This window comes from Kitasatospora sp. NPDC058406, assembly GCF_042722765.1.
In the GTDB taxonomy this organism is placed as follows: Bacteria; Actinomycetota; Actinomycetes; order Streptomycetales; family Streptomycetaceae; genus Kitasatospora.
The window spans coordinates 1-16,148 of record NZ_JBHXKE010000167.1 but is presented as its reverse complement, the minus strand read 5'-3'; the positions used below and the strand labels follow the sequence as shown (position 1 = coordinate 16,148).

At 75.8% G+C, this 16,148-nt stretch carries 14 protein-coding genes and 1 pseudogene; 9 read left to right on the top strand and 6 right to left on the bottom strand.

Features of this window, described 5'->3' with window-relative positions; translation table 11 throughout:
* From ACFWOG_RS27790 to ACFWOG_RS27780, 3 genes and pseudogenes are all read right to left on the bottom strand, one after another.
* Positions 1–321 (bottom strand): annotated as a pseudogene (locus ACFWOG_RS27790) (hypothetical protein); the annotation flags it as partial.
* A gap of 139 nt (positions 322–460) precedes the next feature.
* Entirely contained in the window at positions 461–796 is a 336-nt protein-coding gene (locus ACFWOG_RS27785) for a hypothetical protein (RefSeq protein ID WP_329952644.1), read from the bottom strand.
* Between the two features lie 179 nt (positions 797–975).
* Entirely contained in the window at positions 976–1,818 is an 843-nt protein-coding gene (locus tag ACFWOG_RS27780; protein ID WP_380361392.1) for a polysaccharide deacetylase family protein, read from the bottom strand.
* Between the two features lie 207 nt (positions 1,819–2,025).
* Here ACFWOG_RS27780 and ACFWOG_RS27775 point away from each other — a divergent pair, with 207 nt between their 5' ends.
* On the top strand, positions 2,026–2,880 hold the full coding sequence (locus tag ACFWOG_RS27775; protein ID WP_329884366.1) for an SAM-dependent methyltransferase: 855 nt from the start codon (positions 2,026–2,028) through the stop codon (positions 2,878–2,880).
* 121 nt (positions 2,881–3,001) lie between these two features.
* Here the strand turns inward: ACFWOG_RS27775 and ACFWOG_RS27770 are convergent, their stop codons facing one another.
* Positions 3,002–3,868, bottom strand: coding sequence for an Fpg/Nei family DNA glycosylase (locus ACFWOG_RS27770; RefSeq protein WP_380361391.1), 867 nt, complete (start codon positions 3,866–3,868; stop codon positions 3,002–3,004).
* A 156-nt stretch (positions 3,869–4,024) separates the two neighbouring features.
* On the opposite strand from ACFWOG_RS27770, the gene ACFWOG_RS27765 reads away from it, so the two are divergent.
* From ACFWOG_RS27765 to ACFWOG_RS27745, 5 genes are all read left to right on the top strand, one after another.
* Positions 4,025–4,522: an SRPBCC family protein gene (locus ACFWOG_RS27765; RefSeq protein WP_380361390.1), complete on the top strand. Its 498-nt coding sequence runs from the start codon at positions 4,025–4,027 to the stop codon at positions 4,520–4,522.
* 86 nt (positions 4,523–4,608) lie between these two features.
* Positions 4,609–5,283, top strand: coding sequence for a hypothetical protein (locus ACFWOG_RS27760; RefSeq protein WP_329952640.1), 675 nt, complete (start codon positions 4,609–4,611; stop codon positions 5,281–5,283).
* 82 nt (positions 5,284–5,365) lie between these two features.
* Entirely contained in the window at positions 5,366–6,211 is an 846-nt protein-coding gene (locus tag ACFWOG_RS27755) for a DsbA family protein (RefSeq protein WP_380361389.1), read from the top strand.
* On the top strand, positions 6,208–6,864 hold the full coding sequence (locus ACFWOG_RS27750; RefSeq protein ID WP_380361388.1) for a vitamin K epoxide reductase family protein: 657 nt from the start codon (positions 6,208–6,210) through the stop codon (positions 6,862–6,864). Before ACFWOG_RS27755 ends, ACFWOG_RS27750 begins: the two co-directional genes overlap by 4 nt.
* Positions 6,865–7,132: 268 nt before the next feature.
* Positions 7,133–9,067: a BTAD domain-containing putative transcriptional regulator gene (locus ACFWOG_RS27745; RefSeq protein WP_380361387.1), complete on the top strand. Its 1,935-nt coding sequence runs from the start codon at positions 7,133–7,135 to the stop codon at positions 9,065–9,067.
* 9 nt (positions 9,068–9,076) lie between these two features.
* Here ACFWOG_RS27745 and ACFWOG_RS27740 read toward each other — a convergent pair whose 3' ends face one another.
* Together ACFWOG_RS27740 and ACFWOG_RS27735 are read right to left on the bottom strand one after the other, a co-directional pair.
* Complete coding sequence (locus ACFWOG_RS27740; protein ID WP_380361386.1) at positions 9,077–9,610, bottom strand: flavin reductase family protein; 534 nt, start codon at positions 9,608–9,610, stop codon at positions 9,077–9,079.
* Complete coding sequence (locus ACFWOG_RS27735) at positions 9,607–10,650, bottom strand: LLM class flavin-dependent oxidoreductase (RefSeq protein WP_380361385.1); 1,044 nt, start codon at positions 10,648–10,650, stop codon at positions 9,607–9,609. The genes ACFWOG_RS27740 and ACFWOG_RS27735 overlap by 4 nt, the downstream gene beginning before the upstream one ends.
* Positions 10,651–10,874: 224 nt before the next feature.
* Here ACFWOG_RS27735 and ACFWOG_RS27730 point away from each other — a divergent pair, with 224 nt between their 5' ends.
* The 3 genes from ACFWOG_RS27730 (at position 10,875) to ACFWOG_RS27720 (ending at position 15,981) form a co-directional block, all read left to right on the top strand.
* On the top strand, positions 10,875–12,128 hold the full coding sequence (locus tag ACFWOG_RS27730; protein ID WP_380361384.1) for a condensation domain-containing protein: 1,254 nt from the start codon (positions 10,875–10,877) through the stop codon (positions 12,126–12,128).
* Between the two features lie 68 nt (positions 12,129–12,196).
* Positions 12,197–14,731: an ATP-grasp domain-containing protein gene (locus ACFWOG_RS27725; RefSeq protein ID WP_380361383.1), complete on the top strand. Its 2,535-nt coding sequence runs from the start codon at positions 12,197–12,199 to the stop codon at positions 14,729–14,731.
* 8 nt (positions 14,732–14,739) lie between these two features.
* Positions 14,740–15,981 carry an ATP-grasp domain-containing protein gene (locus tag ACFWOG_RS27720; protein WP_380361382.1) on the top strand — a complete coding sequence of 414 codons (1,242 nt, stop codon included), beginning with the start codon at positions 14,740–14,742 and terminating at the stop codon, positions 15,979–15,981.
* Positions 15,982–16,148: the final 167 nt, after the last annotated feature.

The following is a 16,148-nucleotide window of genomic DNA, read 5'->3' as shown; positions in this document are numbered from 1 at the left end:
GTTTTCGCGCCCGCCCGCGCTCAGCGGCGGGCGCAGCTGCCGCCGGGTGTGGGGGCCCGGGGCGAGGCGCTCGGGGGTGCGGGCGGTGAGCCGGTAGCCGGGCCCGGAGCCGGTGGTGGCGGAGAGCGGCGCCGGGACGATCCGGTCGGCGGTGCGCGGCCCCGCCGGGGCGGCGGCCGGGGCGGCGCCTCCGCCGGACCCGGCGTCCCCGCCGCCGGCCGCCCGCTGCACGCCGAAGCCGACGGCCGCGAGGAGCAGCACGGCTGCGAGGACGAACACTCCGCGGGCCCGGGCGGGGAGCCCGGCTGTTCGAATCGGCACGGTCGCTCCCGGTGTCGTCGCGCAGTCGACCGGCCCGCGTTCACGGCCGGTTCACCGGAATGGTCTCAACCAATTCCCCGCTTGTCCCGCGCTTCGTACGAATTCGCCGTGCGGAGGCGCGGCGGCCCGGACGGCTCCGCTACGAGAACAGCACCGAGCGGACGTGGAGGCGCCGCCCGGCCGAGCCACCCGGCTTCAGCGTGTAGTAGACGTCGCCCCCGCACCCGAATTCCAGGAAGACGACGGAGGTCCCGCCGGTCCGGTTGACGGGAGCGAAGGCCGGGTCGGCCTCGGTGGCCCCCGGGAGGTCGATGCACGTCTCGCTCGCCGGATCGACGAGCTCGCCACGCTGCCCGGACCCGCCGTCCAGATAGGTGTAGCGGAAGACGCCGTCGGCGGCGTTGGCGGAGACCGGGACGGCGAGGACGAGAGCGACGGCGCTGGTGGCGGCGAGCACGGCGTTGCGGAGACGCATGGCGGGTGGCCCTTTCAGGGCGGTACCGGGTGGTACCTGGGTAATTGATGCGAGTTCACCCTAGAGGCCCAAAAATCGGTGAAACGATTCTGCTAATCCATCCTTTCGGGTGGTTTAGCACCATTTCCCGCTACCTTCCGTCACCGCACGGCCGTCGTCGGCGCCGCCGCCGCCCCGTTTTACCCCGGCGGCGCGGTGAAGCGGTACCCCGAGTCGATCAGCACCGGCAGGTACGTCTTCAGCGCCGCCACGGTCTGCGAACGGTCCCCGCCACCGTCGTGGTTGAGCACGATCGCCCCGGGCCGGACGTCCTTGAGGATCCGGTCGGTGATCACGCCCGTCCCCGGGCGGGCCCAGTCCCGGGGGTCCACCGACCAGGCCATCGGCCGCATCCCCAGGTCGGCGCTCACCTTGAGCGACGTCGAGGACCAGTCCCCGCCGGGGGCGCGGAACCAGGTCGGCACCTTCCCGGTGGACCGGTGCAGCAGGTCCGAGGTGCGTTCCAGCTCCTCTCGGACCTTCGACTCGGAGAGGCTCCGCAGGTCGGGGTGGGACCAGGTGTGATTGGCGATGTGGTGGCCCCGGGCGGCGATCTCCCGGACCAGCCCGGGGTGTTCGACCGCGTTCTCCCCGATCAGGAAGAAGGTGGCCCGGATCCCGTACTGCTCCAGCAGCGCCAGGACGGTCGGGGTGTGGCGGGGGTCGGGACCGTCGTCGATGGTGAGCGCGACCACCCGGCGCTCGGCGTCCAGCTCGTACACGGGCCGGGTCTCGGCCGCCGTCAGCGCCCGCGCCACCGGTGGTGGCACCGACGGGGCGGCGGTCGGGGAGGGCGCCGCGGACGGCGACGGGGACGGGGAGGGTTCCGCCGGGGGCGACGGGTCGGCGGAGCCGGGTACCGCGCCCGGGCCGGGCGGGCCGGCGGCCTCGGCGCCCTCCGCCGCACCCCCTCCCCCGCCCTCGGCCGGACCCCGGCAGCCGGCGATCCCGAGCAGCGACATCCCGGCCGCGACCAGCAGCAATCTTCGCGAAGTAATCTGACGATCAGACAGCATGTCGAATGTCTCCCCCGTTCACCGCCCCGCCTCCCGGCGGCAACTCCGACGAGCTCGATCACCACCCTGACGGACCAAACCGCAGCTCATCCCCCCTCCCCCCGACCGGAGCCGGGCCGGGCCCGCTAGTCTGACCTCTCCCAGTGTGATGATCTGTCTTCAGAGGACGTGGCCATGACGACGAGTCAGGACTTCGCCGACCAGCCCGACAACGACGCCGCCGAGCTCAGCCAGTGGGAGAAGTACGGGGTCGACACCAGCGCCCCGCACTCCGCCCGCGTCTACGACTACTGGCTGGGCGGGAAGACCAACTTCCCGCCGGACCGCGCCATGGGTCAGGCCATCGAGCAGGCCGTGCCCAGCGTCAAGGCGATGGCCAAGGAGAACCGCGCCTTCCAGGGCCGCGCCGTCCGCCACCTGGCCGAGCAGCAGGGCATCCGCCAGTTCCTCGACCTCGGCACCGGCATCCCGACGTCGCCGAACACCCACGAGATCGCCGAGGCGGCCAGCCCCGGCACCCGGGTGGTGTACGTGGACAACGACCCGATCGTGCTGGCCCACGCCCGCGCGCTGATGGTCTCCACCCCGGCCAGCCGCACCACCTACATCCACGCCGACCTCGGCAAGCCCGCCGAACTGCTGTCCGACCCGGCGCTCACCTCCACGCTGGACCTCTCCCAGCCGGTCGGCCTGCTGATGATCGCCGTCCTGATGCTGATCGCCGACGAGGACGACCCGTGGGGCAAGGTCGCCGCGCTGCGGGACGCCCTGCCGGCCGGCAGCTTCCTCGCGCTCACCCACCCCACCCAGGACTTCGACCCGGTGGCCGTCGGCAAGGTCGCCGACGCCGCGCGGGCCGGCGGCATGACCCTCGTCCCGCGCACCAAGGAGGAGGTCTCCCGGTTCTTCGACGGCTGGGAGCTGATCGAGCCGGGCGTCTCCCCGGTCATGGCCTGGCACCCGGACGGCGAGCAGCCGGCCGACCCGTACGCCGCGTACTACTGGGGCGGCGTCGCCCGCAAGCTCTGAACGCCCACGACGGGCCCGGCCCCCGCACGCCGGGGGCCGGCCTGCGCACCGACCGCGGGGCCGGGTCGGGGCCACGGACGGGGGCAGGGGCAGGGACGGGGGCACGGGCGGGACCGGCGGGCTACTTGAGCAGCCGGGAGAGCCGCCGGTCCGCCAGCAGCCGGCCCCCGGTCTGACAGGTCGGGCAGTACTGGAACGACGAGTCGGCGAGCGACACCTCCCGCACGGTGTCCCCGCAGACCGGGCACGGCCGCCCGGTCCGGCCGTGCACCCGCAGGCCGAGCTTCTTCTCCGCCTTCAGCTCCCCCGCCGCCAGCCCCCGGGAGCGCTCCACCGCGTCGCGCAGCGTCGACCCGAGCGCCTCGTACAGATGCGCCGTCTCCTCCTCGGACAGGCTCGACGCCAGCTTGTAGGGGGACATCCGGGCCGCGTGCAGCACCTCGTCCGAGTAGGCGTTGCCGACGCCGGCCAGCACGCCCTGGTCCCGCAGCACGCCCTTGATCCGGCGCTTCTCGCCGTGCAGCAGTTCGGCGAAGCGCTCCGGGGTGAATCCGGGGTCGAGCGGGTCCGGGCCGAGCCGGGCCACCCCCGGGACCTCCGCGGGGTCCCGCACCACGTACACCGCGAGGCCCTTCCTGGTGCCCGCCTCGGTGAGGTCGAACCCGTCCCCGTCCGGCCCGTCGAGCCGCACCCGCAGGGCGAGCGGGTTCCGCCCGCCCGGCCGCGGCGGCTCCGCGGGCAGGCTCTCCTTCCAGCGCAGCCAGCCCGCGCGGGCCAGGTGGACCAGGTGCAGGTCCCCGGCGGCGACGTCCAGGAACTTCCCGTGCCGGACGACCGGCCCCACCGTGCGCCCCTCCAGCGCCGTGACCGGCGGGTCGTACGTCTTCAGCGCACTGATCGCCACCGGCTGGACCCGGGCGATCACGCGCCCGGTCAGCCGCTCGGACAGGTAGGCGGTGAGGGCCTCGACCTCGGGCAGCTCCGGCATGCGCCCAGTCTCGCGCAGCCGCCCGCGCTCCGCCCCCGCTGCGACCACGCACAGCACCACCGCGCACCGCGGCCCCGGCGGCTCTCTTTGCCGACCGGCCACCCCCGGCGCAGGCTGGGAGGTGGACCGCGCACCACCGAGGGAGGCCGCCCCGCCATGTGCACGCTGGAGGAACAGATCGACATCGACGCCCCGGTGCTCGCCGCCTGGGAGCAGCTGCACCGCGTCCACGACTACCCGCGCTTCGTCGACGGCGTCCGCAGCGCCCACCCGCACGGCCGCAACCTCGCCCACCTCGGGGTCGAGGTCTCCGGCAGCGAGCACGACGTCGAGACCGAGATCACCGACCGGGGCCGGGGCCGGGTGATGGCCTGGCGCACCCTGGACGGCCTCGACCTGCACGGCGCCTTCGCCCTGCTGGCGCTCGACCGGGAGCACACCCGGCTCCAGGTCCGGGTGGAGTACGACCCGGAGGCGGTGCACGAGGCGTTCGGCGGGCCGCGCGGTTTCGCCCAGGCCGGGGCGATCGAGCGGACCGTCCGGGCCGACCTGGAGCTGTTCCGGGAGCTGGTCGAGGCCCGGATGGCGGCTGCCTCCCGGCCCGCCGAACCGGTCGTCGCGGCGCCCGGCACCCAGGACGTAAACGGCCCATAAGTGCAGCTCAGGGCTGTGGTGAGGATCTTCACAGGGGGCGCCCGGAACAGTCGTCCGGGTTTCAACCTGTGGCAGACTCGGATCCTATGCAGACCCACACCGGCCCGGTCGGCCCGGCTTCCAGGACGCTCCGCGCGGCGGTCTTCGCCGCGCTGCTCGTGCTGCTCGCCGGGCTCGGCCAGGTGCTGGTCACCGGCCGCCCGCTGCCGCTCGGCACGCTGGCCGTGGCCGGGGCCGCCGTCTTCGCGGTGGCGTTCGCGCTGGCCGGCCGCGAGCGCGGCTACCGGGCCGTCGCGGCGGTCTTCCTGCCGTTGCAGCTCGGCCTGAGCGCCCTGTTCGACCTCGCCCAGTCCACCTGCCCCTCGCTGCCGCCGGGCGCCGCCCGCGGCCTCGAACCGCTGCTCTGCGGCGGTGGCTCGCTCGGCGGGTTCCTGGTCGGTCACGGCCTCTCCCGACCGACCAGCCTGCTGCTGCTCCTGCTGCTGCACTCGGCGATCGCGCTGGCCGCCGCCTTCTGGCTGCGCCGTGCCGACGCCGCGCTGACCGGCCTGGCCGGGTCGGTCCGGATGCTCGGGGACTTCGCCCGGCGCTTCCTCTCCGCCGCCGGCCGCTGGGTGCTGCTGCTCGTCGCGCCGCGCCCGGCCCGCCCGGTCGTCCGGATGCCGTTCCCGCGCGCCAGCCGGGTCCGGGTACCGGCCGAGTCCGTCCTGCTCCGGCCCGCCGTCCGGCGCGGCCCCCCGGTGTCCGCGCCGGCCTGCTGAGCGACCCCGTCTCCCCGGTGGTCCTCCGCCGGTCGTCCCGCCGCGCCCGCACGCACGCCACGAGCACCAGGACGACGTCACCATGAGCACCGCCCCGAAGAACCCGAAGAACCCCAAGAACACCAAGGGCGCCACCGGCCCCAAGGCGTCCGCCAGGGCCGCCGCCCGCCGGGCCGCCACCGAGCGGATGCGCGAGGAGCGCGAGCGCACCGAGCGGTCCGCCCGGATCCGCCGCCGCACCGTGGTCGGCGTCGCCTCCGCCGCCGTGCTCGCCCTCGCGGCGGGCGTGGCCTTCGCCGTCGGCGGCTCCTCCGGCTCCGGCGACACCGCGGCCACGGGGCCGCTGGTCACCCCGGCCAACGCGGGCGCCGACGGCACCGTGATCACCTACGGCAAGGCCGACGCCCCGCACACCCTGGAGGTGTACGAGGACTTCCGCTGCCCCTACTGCGAGCAGCTGGAGACCACCACCGGCGCGACCATGCAGCAGCTCGCCGACGCCGGCACGTACAAGATCGAGTACCGCCTGGCGACCTTCCTCGACCAGGGCCTCGGCGGCAAGGGCTCGCGGACCGCGCTGGCCGCCGCCGGTGCGGCGCTGAACGAGGGCGTGGACAAGTTCAAGCAGTTCCACGACGTGCTCTACGCCAACCAGCCGGACGAGCGGGACGACGCCTTCGCCGACGTCAACCACCTGCTCGACCTGGCCGGCCAGGTGCCGGGCCTGAAGACCGACGGCTTCGTCAAGGCGGTCCAGGACGGCACGTACGTGCCCTGGGCCGAGCAGGTCAACAAGGCCTTCGACAAGAGCGGCGTCACCGGCACCCCGACCGTCCGGCTGGACGGCAAGAAGCTCGACGTCTTCTCGGGCGGCGCCCCCGCCACCCCGGAGCGCTTCACCGCCATGGTCAAGCAGGTGACCGGGTGACCGCCGCCGCCCCCGCGACCGGTCCCGGCGCACCCGGGAGCGGCGCACCCGCCCGCCGCGCCGGCCTCGGCGCGAGCCGGCCGTTCGCCCTGCTGCTGGTGATCGGCGGAGCGCTCGGGCTGTTCGCCTCCGCCGTCCTCACGCTGGACAAGATCCGGCTGCTGGAGGATCCGTCCTACGTCCCCAACTGCAACATCAACCCGATCATCAGCTGCGGCTCGATCATGCGCAGCGACCAGGCCGAGGCCTTCGGCTTCCCGAACTCGCTGCTCGGCCTGGCCGGCTTCGCCGTCGTCCTGACGATCGGCGCCGGGCTGCTGGCCGGGGCCTCCTACCGGCGCTGGTTCTGGCTGGGGCTGCAGGCCGGGACGGTCTTCGGCATCGGCTTCGTGAGCTGGCTGACGTACCAGGCGCTGTACCGGATCGGCGCGCTCTGCCCGTACTGCATGGTGGTCTGGGCGGCGATGATCCCGCTGTTCTGGTACACCACCCTGCACAACCTGCGCTCCGGCGTCCTCCCGGTGCCGCGCGCCCTGCGCCCGGCGGTCCGCGAGGCGGCCCGCTACCACTGGGTGGTCCCGGTGCTCTGGTACGCGGTGATCGCCCTGCTGGTCCTCAACCGCTTCTGGTACTACTGGCGCACGCTGATCTGAGCGGCGGGCCGGTCACCGCGGACGGAACCGGTCACCGCCCCTCCGGGGACGGTGACCGGTTCGCACCCGCCCGGCCCGAGCGGCCCGCGGCAGGTACGGGACCGACTGCTCGCGCCGTCCGGTTCATGGGGGCGGGCGGACCGGACTGGTCGGGGGCCGCGGCCAGAACATAGGCAGAGTCCCCCGTTGTCCGGCCGCGCGAGGATCGGGAAGATCACGGTGGGGGCGGCGGCCCGCCCCCCGGCAGGGCGCCGGCCGGACCGGCCCGATGCGAGCGGTCCCGGGCGACGCCCCCGCCACGCCGGACCACCGCGACCGACACCCGTTGGAGGAGTCCTTGGACGAGCAGCGGCGGACCACAGTGCGGTTCTCGGTCCTCGGCCCCCTCCAGGTCGAGGTCGCCGGCCGGCCGGTGCCGCTCGGACCGCCCAAACAGCGGCTGGTCCTGGCCATGCTGCTCTGCTGCCCCAACCGCCCCGTCTCGCTGGAGCTGCTGACGGAGGCCGTCTGGCAGGACGAGCCGCCGCGGACGGCCCGCAAGAACCTCCACGTCTACGTGTCCGCCCTGCGCCGGCTGCTCGGCGACGAGGCCGGCGAGGGCGGCGACGGCGACCGGGCCCGGATCGTCCACGACTACGGCGGCTACTGCCTGCGGACGGAGCGGTCGGAGTACGACGTCTCGCGGTTCCAGGACCTCGCCCAGGCCGGCCGGACCGCCGCGGTCGCCGGCGAACTCGACGCGGCGGCGGGCCTGTTCCGCCAGGCACTGGACCTCTGGCAGGGCGACCCGTTCGCCGGCCTGCGCTGCTCCCCCATGGTCCGGGCCGAGGCCGCCCGGCTGGAGGAGCGCTGCCTCGGCGGCTACGAGGACTGGGCCGAGACGGAGCTGGAACGCGGCGGCGCCATCGCCGCGGTCGCGGAGGGCGTCGGCGAGCTGATCGAACGGCACCCGCTGCGCGAACGGCTGCAGGCGGCCCGGATGAACACCCTGCACGTGCTGGGCCGCCAGGCCGAGGCCCTGGCCGCCTACGACCGGTACCGGCAGCTGCTGGCCCGCGAGCTGGGCCTGTCGCCGAGCCCGGCCCTGGAGCGGCAGTACCGCCGCATCCTGGCCGCCCGGCGCGGCGGCGGCCGGCCGGGTCCGGCCGGCGGACCCGCCCGGACCGTCCTGCCGCCCGACACCGCGGACTTCACCGGCCGCGCGGAGCAGGTGCGCGAGCTGCGGGAACTGCTCGTCGACGGCGGCCGGGTGGCGGCCCTGGTGGGCCCCGCCGGGATCGGGAAGACCACGCTCGCCGTCCGCATCGCGCACCTGCTGCAGGCCGACTTCCCGGAAGGCCGGATGCTGGTGCGGTCCCGCGCCGAGGACGGGTCGCCCCGGTCCTGGCAGGAGGTGCTGGGCGACGTCGCACGGCTGGCCGGCATGGCCGAGCAGCCCGCCGACGACCCCTGCCGGACGGTCGCCCGGTGGCACGCCTGGCTGGCCGACCGCAGGGTGCTGCTGATCCTCGACGACGTCCCGGACGAGACGGTCGCCCGGGCGCTGCTGCCCGCCGACGGCGTGAGCGCCGCCGTGGTCACCTCGCGCGTCCACCTGGCCGGCCTCGCGCCGGTGCACCGGGTCGAACCGCCCCCCTACTCGCCGGACGAGGCGCTGGAGCTGCTCGGCCGGATCATCGGCCCGGACCGCCTGCGCAGCGACCTCGCGGCCGCGGAGGAGATCGTCGACGCGACCGGGATGCTGCCCCTCGCGGTGCGCGCCGGCGGGCTGAAGCTCGCCGTCCTGCGGCACCTCCCGCTGCGCGAGTACGCCGCCCGGCTGGCCGACCCGGACGCGGTGCTCGACGAGCTCGCCGCCGGCGACGTCGCCGTCCGCCCGCACCTCGCGCGCTGCTGGCGCGAGCTGACGCCCTCGGGCCGGGCGGCGCTGCTGCGCCTCGCGCGGCTCCCGCTGGCCCGCCCGTTCACCCTCGCCGAGGCCGCCGCCGCGCTCCACTGCGACGAGAGCGCCGCGCTGCGGGAGCTGGAGGCCCTGATCAGCGCCGGCATGGTGACCTCGCCGGTCGACGAGGTCACCGCGCACCGGGCGGTCTACGCCGTGCCGCGGCTGATCCACCTGTACGCGCGGGAGGGCGCGGCCCCGCCGCCGGACCGCCCGCAGGCGCACCGTCCCGGACACTGCGGTCAGCGGGTCGCCCGCTGACCGCGGTCCTCAGGACCCGGCGAGCCGGCGGTAGCGGCTGCCGTGGAAGACCAGGGGCGGGGTCTGCGGGTCGACGCCCGTGACGTGCACCCGCAGCAGGACGATCCGGTGGTCCCCGGCGGTGATCTCGCGCTCGACCGAGCAGTCGTACCAGGCGCACGCGCCGTCCAGCAGGACCGCGCCCTCCCCGGTCCGGTACCAGTCGAGCCCGGCGAAGCGTTCGACGCCGCGCGCGGACAGCTGCCGGCAGACACCTTCCTGGTCGCCGCTCAGCACGCTCACACCGAGCCGGGCGGTCCGCCGCAGCCGCGGCCAGGTGGTCGAGGCGAGCCCGGCGCAGACGGAGACCAGCGGCGGGTCGAGCGACACCGGGACGAAGGACGACGCGGTCATCCCGACCGGCTCGCCGTCGACCAGCGCCGCCAGCGCGGTCACGCCGGTCGGGAAGGCGCCGTAGACCCGGCGCAGCGCGAGCGGGTCGGTGGTCCGGAGCACCGGGGTCCCGACGCCCGCGCCGGCTCCGACACCGGTGTCGGCGTTCACGGTCCCACCGGCGCCGCGTCCGGTCCGCCGCGGCGGCGGCGGCGCCGGGCCCCGGCGAAGGCCGCGGCCGTGGCGGTGTAGTCGGACGCGGCGCGCGCGGTGTCCATGATGAACGTCCGGCACCCGGCGTCGAGGTAGCGGGCGATCTCGGCCTCGACCTTCTCGTGGCTGCCCACGAGGTAGGGGCAGAAGGTCGCGTAGGTGCGGAACGGGCCCATCCAGTAGGGGCTGTCCGGCCCGCCGGGGAACTCGTCGGCGGCGGACAGCCGGGCCACCCACTCCGAGTCGGAGACGCCGCGCGCCAGCATCTGCGCGAGCCGGCCGGCCCGGCTCGCCGGGAAGCGCTCGTGGGCCACGGTCCACGCCTCCCGGTCGGTGTCGCGGGCGATGATCCCGATCCGGACGCCCCCGCCGTCGAGGCCGCCGAGATCCCCCTCGGTGCCCGGGCCGGGCGGCACGGGGTAGCGGACGGGGACGGCGCCGAGCGTCCCGGCCGCCCGGCGGCCGGCCTCGGAGGAGCCGGACATGTACAGCTCCGGCGCCAGCCCGGCGGGCAGCGCGGGGGCCAGCGGCAGGTTGCGGGCCCGGTAGTAGCGGCCCTCGAAGGTCACCGGGCCCGCACCGGCCAGCAGCAGGCTGACCAGCTGGGCGTACTCGGTCAGCCGCAGGTAGCGGTCGTCGTGCGGGGTCGCGTCGCCCAGTGCGGTGAGGTCGCCGACGACGCCGCCGGCCACCAGGTTGAGGGCGATCCGGCGCCCGTAGAGCATGCCGTAGCTCGCGATCCGCTGGGCGACCGCGTACGGGTGGGCGTACACGGGCTGCACGGCGACCAGCGGGGCGAAGTCGGTGGTGGCGGCGAGCACCTCCTGGGCGACGACCCAGGGGTCGACCGTGTTGTTGTCGGAGTAGACGAGCGCCCCCCGGAAGCCGGCCTCCTCCGCCAGCCGGGCGGCCTGCCGGACCACCCCGAGGTAGCCGTGCCGGTCCGCGGGCGGCGGAACGGTCGTGAACAGCCGGAGGTCCGGCACTTCCTCGGCCACGGCAACACCTCTCGTCGTCGGCCCGACGGGTCACGGAACATCACCCCCACAGTGGGACGCGTTCCCGGCCGCGTCCAGGTAAGCGGCAGGCAACTTTGCTGCCTGCGGACCGGGGCCCCGGCTGCCGCCCTCTTGCCTGTTCCCGGTCGACGCGGCGCTCCTAGGCTGACCCGGCGTCAGCCTCGGGCGCAGGTCGGGCGCCACACGAACGAACGGAGTCCTCCGTGAACGAGCCGGTTCCCCTCTCGTACGGCCAGCTGTCGGTCTGGCGCGACGTCAGGCACCTGGCGCGCGGCCGGTGGCACGAGGCCAACGTCCGGACGGTGTGGATCCCGCCCGAGGACGGGGCCGGGGTCACCGTCGCCGAGGTGCAGGACGCCGTCCTCGCGCTCGCCGCGCGCCACGAGTCGCTGCGGACCGTCTACGACGTGTCGGACCCGTTCGCGCCGTCCCAGCGGGTGCTGCCGACCGCCGACGGAGTCGACGCCGGCGTGGTCGAGTGCACCGCCGAGACCTTCGACGGGATGACCGCCGCGCTGGCCGCCGAGCCCTTCGACCTGGGCGCCGCGCCCGCGTGGCGGTTCCGCGTCGCGACCGAGCACGGCCGGCCCCGCGCGGTCGTGGTGATCAAGCACCACATCGTCGCGGACGGCTGGAGCCTCGGCATCCTGGAGTCCGGGTTCCGCACCGCCCTGGAGCGGGGCAAGCCGTCGGACGGCGCCCCGCCGCCCACGCCCCGGGAGCTGGCGGTGTGGCAGCACGCGACCGGCCGCGGGGCGCGCCGGGCCGCGCTGACCGGCTACTGGGAGCGGGTCTTCGGCCTCTCCGCCGCACAGCTCGGCCCCGCGGGCCCCGGCACCGCCCAGGACGAGGCCGTCCAGTACACCGTCCGCTCCCGGGCGGCCCACGCCGCCGCGCGCCGGCTCGCCGAGGAGCTCTCCGTGCCGCTGTCCAGCGTCGTGCTGGCCGCCTTCGCCCGGACCGCGGCGCTCGCGGCCGGACCGGGCGCCCTGGTCGGCCAGCTGATGTCCTCCAACCGCTTCGTCCCTCCGTGGAACGGCGTGGTCAGCTCGATGAACCAGTGGGCGGCGGCCCCGTTCGACTCCGGCCCGGAGGAGTTCGGGCCGTACGCCCGCCACGTCCACACCCGGAGCCTGACCGCCTTCCGGTACGGGATGTACGACGTGGACGAGGTCGACGCGCTGCGCGACACCGTCCGCCGCGACCGGGACCCCTACCGGGCGACCTTCGCCTTCAACTTCCTGCCGGGCGAGGCGCCGCCGCCCTGCGCCGAGGACGAGACCGGACCGGTCCGGGAGGACCCCTTCTCCCGGATCGGGCACCCCTGCTACCTGCGTGTCACCAACGAGGGCGAGCAGGCGCTCGAACTGCGCCTGCGGACCATGGGCCTCGGCGACGCCCTGACCCTCGACCTCCTCCGGGGAACCGTCGCCAGGCTGGCGGACTCCGCCTCCTGAACCGGCCACCGCTCACCCGAACCGGTCCTCACACCCGGGTTCCCTGCCCGCCGTCCCTGGAGCCGCCCGTGCCCGCCGCCCCGTCCTCAGCCCCGTCCGCCGCCCCGGCCGCCGCCCACGTCGTCGTGCTCCACCGGTGGACCGACTCCTACGCCGACTACGCCGCCTACCTGGACCACACCGCGTACCGGGTCAGCTACGTGACCACCCCGGGCGGCCGGGCCGGGATCCCCGCCTCGGCCTCCGCCGCCGTGGCCGTCGTCCCGAGCACCGAGGACCGCGCCGCGGTGCGGGCCGCCGTCGACCGGCTGACCGCCGAACACGGCGCGCCCGCGCGGATCGTGGCGCTGCACGAGGTGGACCTCGACGTCGCCGCCGAGCTCCGTGAGGAGCTGGGCGTGCCCGGCGAGACACCCGCCCGGCTGCGGCCGTTCCGCGACAAGCTGGCGATGGCCCGAAGGCTCGCCGCGCAAGGCGTCCCGGTCCCGGCCACCGGGCCCGCCCCGGACCGGGCGGCGGTCGCCGGCTTCACCGACCGGCACGGCTGGCCGGTGATCCTCAAACCGGTCCGCGGGACGGCGAGTTCGCACGTCACGCGGCTCGACGGCCCGGAGGACCTGGCGGCGTACGCCTTCCCGCCGGACGTCGCCGTCCTGGTGCAGTCGTACGTGCCGCACGAGATCCTGCACGTCGACGGGGTCGCCGCGGACGGCGACCTGCGGGTCTGGCGCGCCTCGCGCTACCTCAACACCTGCCTGGACTTCACCCGGGGGGACGCGCTCGGCTCGGCCGAGATCGACGACCCGGCGCTGCTCAAGGCCGTCGGCGAGTTCACCCGGCGCGCCGTGCTGGCGATGTCGGCCGAGCCGTGGGTGTTCCACCTCGAACTGTTCGCCTCCGCGGACGGCTCCGAACCGGAGTTCCACGTCCTGGAGGTGGGCGCGCGGCCCGGCGGGGCGGAGGTCCCGTTCGTCTGGCGCGAGGTGCACGGCGTCGACCTGATGGCCGCCGCCGTCGACATCCAGCTCGGCCGGCCGCTGCCCGCGTTCCCGTTCCCGGCGGACCGGGCCGAGGACGGGCACGAGGGTGACCACGAGGGCGACGACGAGGGCGAGTACGGCGGCTGGCTGCTCGTCCCGACCCCCGCCGCGCGCCCGTGCCGGGTCCTCGCCGCGACGCCGCAGACCGGCCTGGAGGACGGGCCGTACGCCGAGCGGCTCCCGGCCCCGGGCCGCCACCTGGCCGACCTCCCCGGGTACGAGCACTCCGGCGCGCGGTTCCGCTTCCGCGGCCGCACCACCGCCGACGTGGAGCGCGCGATCAGGCGCACGGTCGACCGGCTCGACTACCGCTGCGAGCCGGTCGACCCGGCCCGCCCGCCCCACGTGGTCCTGGTCGGCACCGGTGGCCGCGTCTACCGGGAGTACGCGCTCCGGGACGCGGCGGCGCACGGCCGGGTGTCCACGGTGAACGACGCGCCCGCCGACTGGGAACTGCCGTACCTGGCCGGCCACCTGGTGGCGGACACCGGGGACGCCGACGCGCTCACCCGGGCCGTCGCCGAGGCCCTGGCCGGAGACACCGGACCGGTCGGCCTGCTCACCTGGAGCGAGGTGCAGCTGGAGCGGACCGCCGAGGCGGCCGAGCGGCTCGGGCTGCCCCACATGTCCCCGGAGGCGGTCCGCAACTGCCGCGACAAGCTCCGGACCCGGCGCCTGCTGGAGCAGGCCGGGCTGCCGTCCGCGCGCTACGCGGTCGCGCACGGCCTGGACGAGGCACTCGCGGCGGCGGAGTCGATCGGGTACCCGGTGGTGGTCAAGCCCCGGGCCCTGGCGGGCAGCAGCGGCGTGGTCCTGGCGGCCTCGCCCACCGCGCTCACCGAGCTGCACCGGCACGCCGACCGGGCCGCGTTCACCGGCCTCGACCCGCTCGACGGCCTGCTGATCGAGGAGTACCTGGACGGTCCGGAGATCAGCCTGGACTGCGTGGTGGTCGCGGGCGAGGTGCACGCCGTCAACCTGGCGCGGAAGCGGATCGGCTACCCCCCGTTCTTCGAGGAGGTCGGGCACCTGGTCGCGCCGTGGCACCACGAGCCGTGGGCCGGGGAGACGACCGACCTGGTCGCCCGGATCCACGCGGCGCTCGGGGTGACCACCGGTGTGACCCACGCCGAGCTGCGGCTCACCGCCCGCGGCCCGCGCCTGGTGGAGCTCAACGGGCGGCTCGGCGGCGACTTCATCCCGCTGCTCGGCCGGCTCGCCACCGGCGTGGACCTGACCGCCGCCGCCCTGGACACGGCCCTCGGCCTGGTCCCCGACCTGCGGCCGGTCCGCGACGACTGCGCCGAGGTGCGGTTCCTCTACCCCGCGCAGGACGGCACGGTCGCCCGCCTGGACGTCTCCGGCGCCCGCGAGGTGCCGGGCGTGGAAAGGGTGGTGGCCCTGGCCGAGCCGGGTCAGCGGCTGCTGCTCCCGCCCCGCGGCGTGGTGCCGCGGCTGGCCGCGGTCGTCGCCACCGGGCCCGACGCCGCCACCTGCGACCGTGTCCTGAACGAGGCGTTCAGCCGGATCGAAGCAACCACCACCCCCGCCGAGGAGGCGTGAACACGCACATGGACTCTCCCGAAGTCACCCACGTCGTGGTCGGATTCAGCGTCGGCCTGCTGAACCAGCTGGAGCGGGTCCTGCCCCCCGGCTCGGTCCTGGTCGTCGAGGAGCCGACGATCTGCGAGGCCCGCGACGTCGCCGGGCAGCTCCCGAGGTTCCGCTGCGCGGCCGGGTTCGTCGCGGCCCCCGTCCAGAACGGGAGCGTCCGGCTCGCGGACCACGTCGACCGGCCGGACGCCGTCCGCGCCGTGCTGCCCGCCCTGGAGTACACGGTCGTCCCGGCCGCCGAGCTCGCGGAGGCGTGGGGGCTGCCGAACGGCGGGCCCGACGCCGTCCGGCTCTTCCGCGACAAGTCGCTGCTGCGGGAGGCCACGCAGCCGGCCGGCGTCGCCCAGCCGGACTGGCAGCGGATCGACGGCCCGGAGGAGGTCGCCCGCTTCCGCGACGCGCACCGCGGGGAGTGCGTCCTGAAGCCGACCCACCTCCAGGGCAGCCTCGGCGTCCAGCTCCTCGGCCCCGGGGACGACCTCGACGAGGCCTGGAAGCGGACGGCGTCCGCCGACCAGCCGCACCTGCGCACCGCGCACGCGGGCGCGTCCGGCTACGTGGTCGAGGAGTGGCTGCACGGCGGCGAGTTCAGCGTCGAGGCGCTGGTGCTGGACGGCCGCGTGGTCTTCCTCAACACCACCGAGACGGAGCTCTACCCCGGCCCGCACCCGGTCGAGCGCGGTCACGTCGTGCCGGCCCCGGCCGGTGCGGCGGCGGAGCCGGCCATGCGCACGCTGGTCACCGCGACCGGGTTCCGCACCGGCATCCTGCACGCCGAGTGGATCCTCCGGGACGGAGTGCCCCACCTCCTCGAATGCGCCGCCCGCCTCCCGGGGGGCTACATCCCGTTCCTGATCGGCCTCGCCTACGGCAGCGACCTGTTCCGCGGCTACCTCGACGTGCTGGAGGGGAAGGAGCCGGAGATGGCCGCGGCCCCGGTCCGCGGGGCGGCGGTCCGGTTCGTGGACGCGGCCCCGGGCGTGGTGCGCGAGGTGCGCGGTCTCGACGCCGCCCAGTCCTCCCCCGGCGTCGAGTACGTCTGGGTGTCCGTCGAGCCGGGCGGGACGGTGCCGCCGCTCACCGCCTCGGGCGCGCGGGTCGGCGAGATCGTCGCCCACGGCGCCGACCGGGAGGAGGCCGTGGCCAACGCCCTGGCCGCCGCGACGGCGATCGAGATCGTCGTCGACCCGCTCCTGTAGGGCCCGCCCCCGACGCGGCCCGGCTCCGGCCGGGCCGCGTCGGCGTTTCCGGACCCGCCCGGCGCGGTGGCCCGGGGACGGCGGGCGGGGACGGGCCGGGGCCGGGGCCCACGTGATGCCGGTGCCGGCCCCGCCGCCGGGCCGTCCCCCCCGGCGTCAGAAATCCG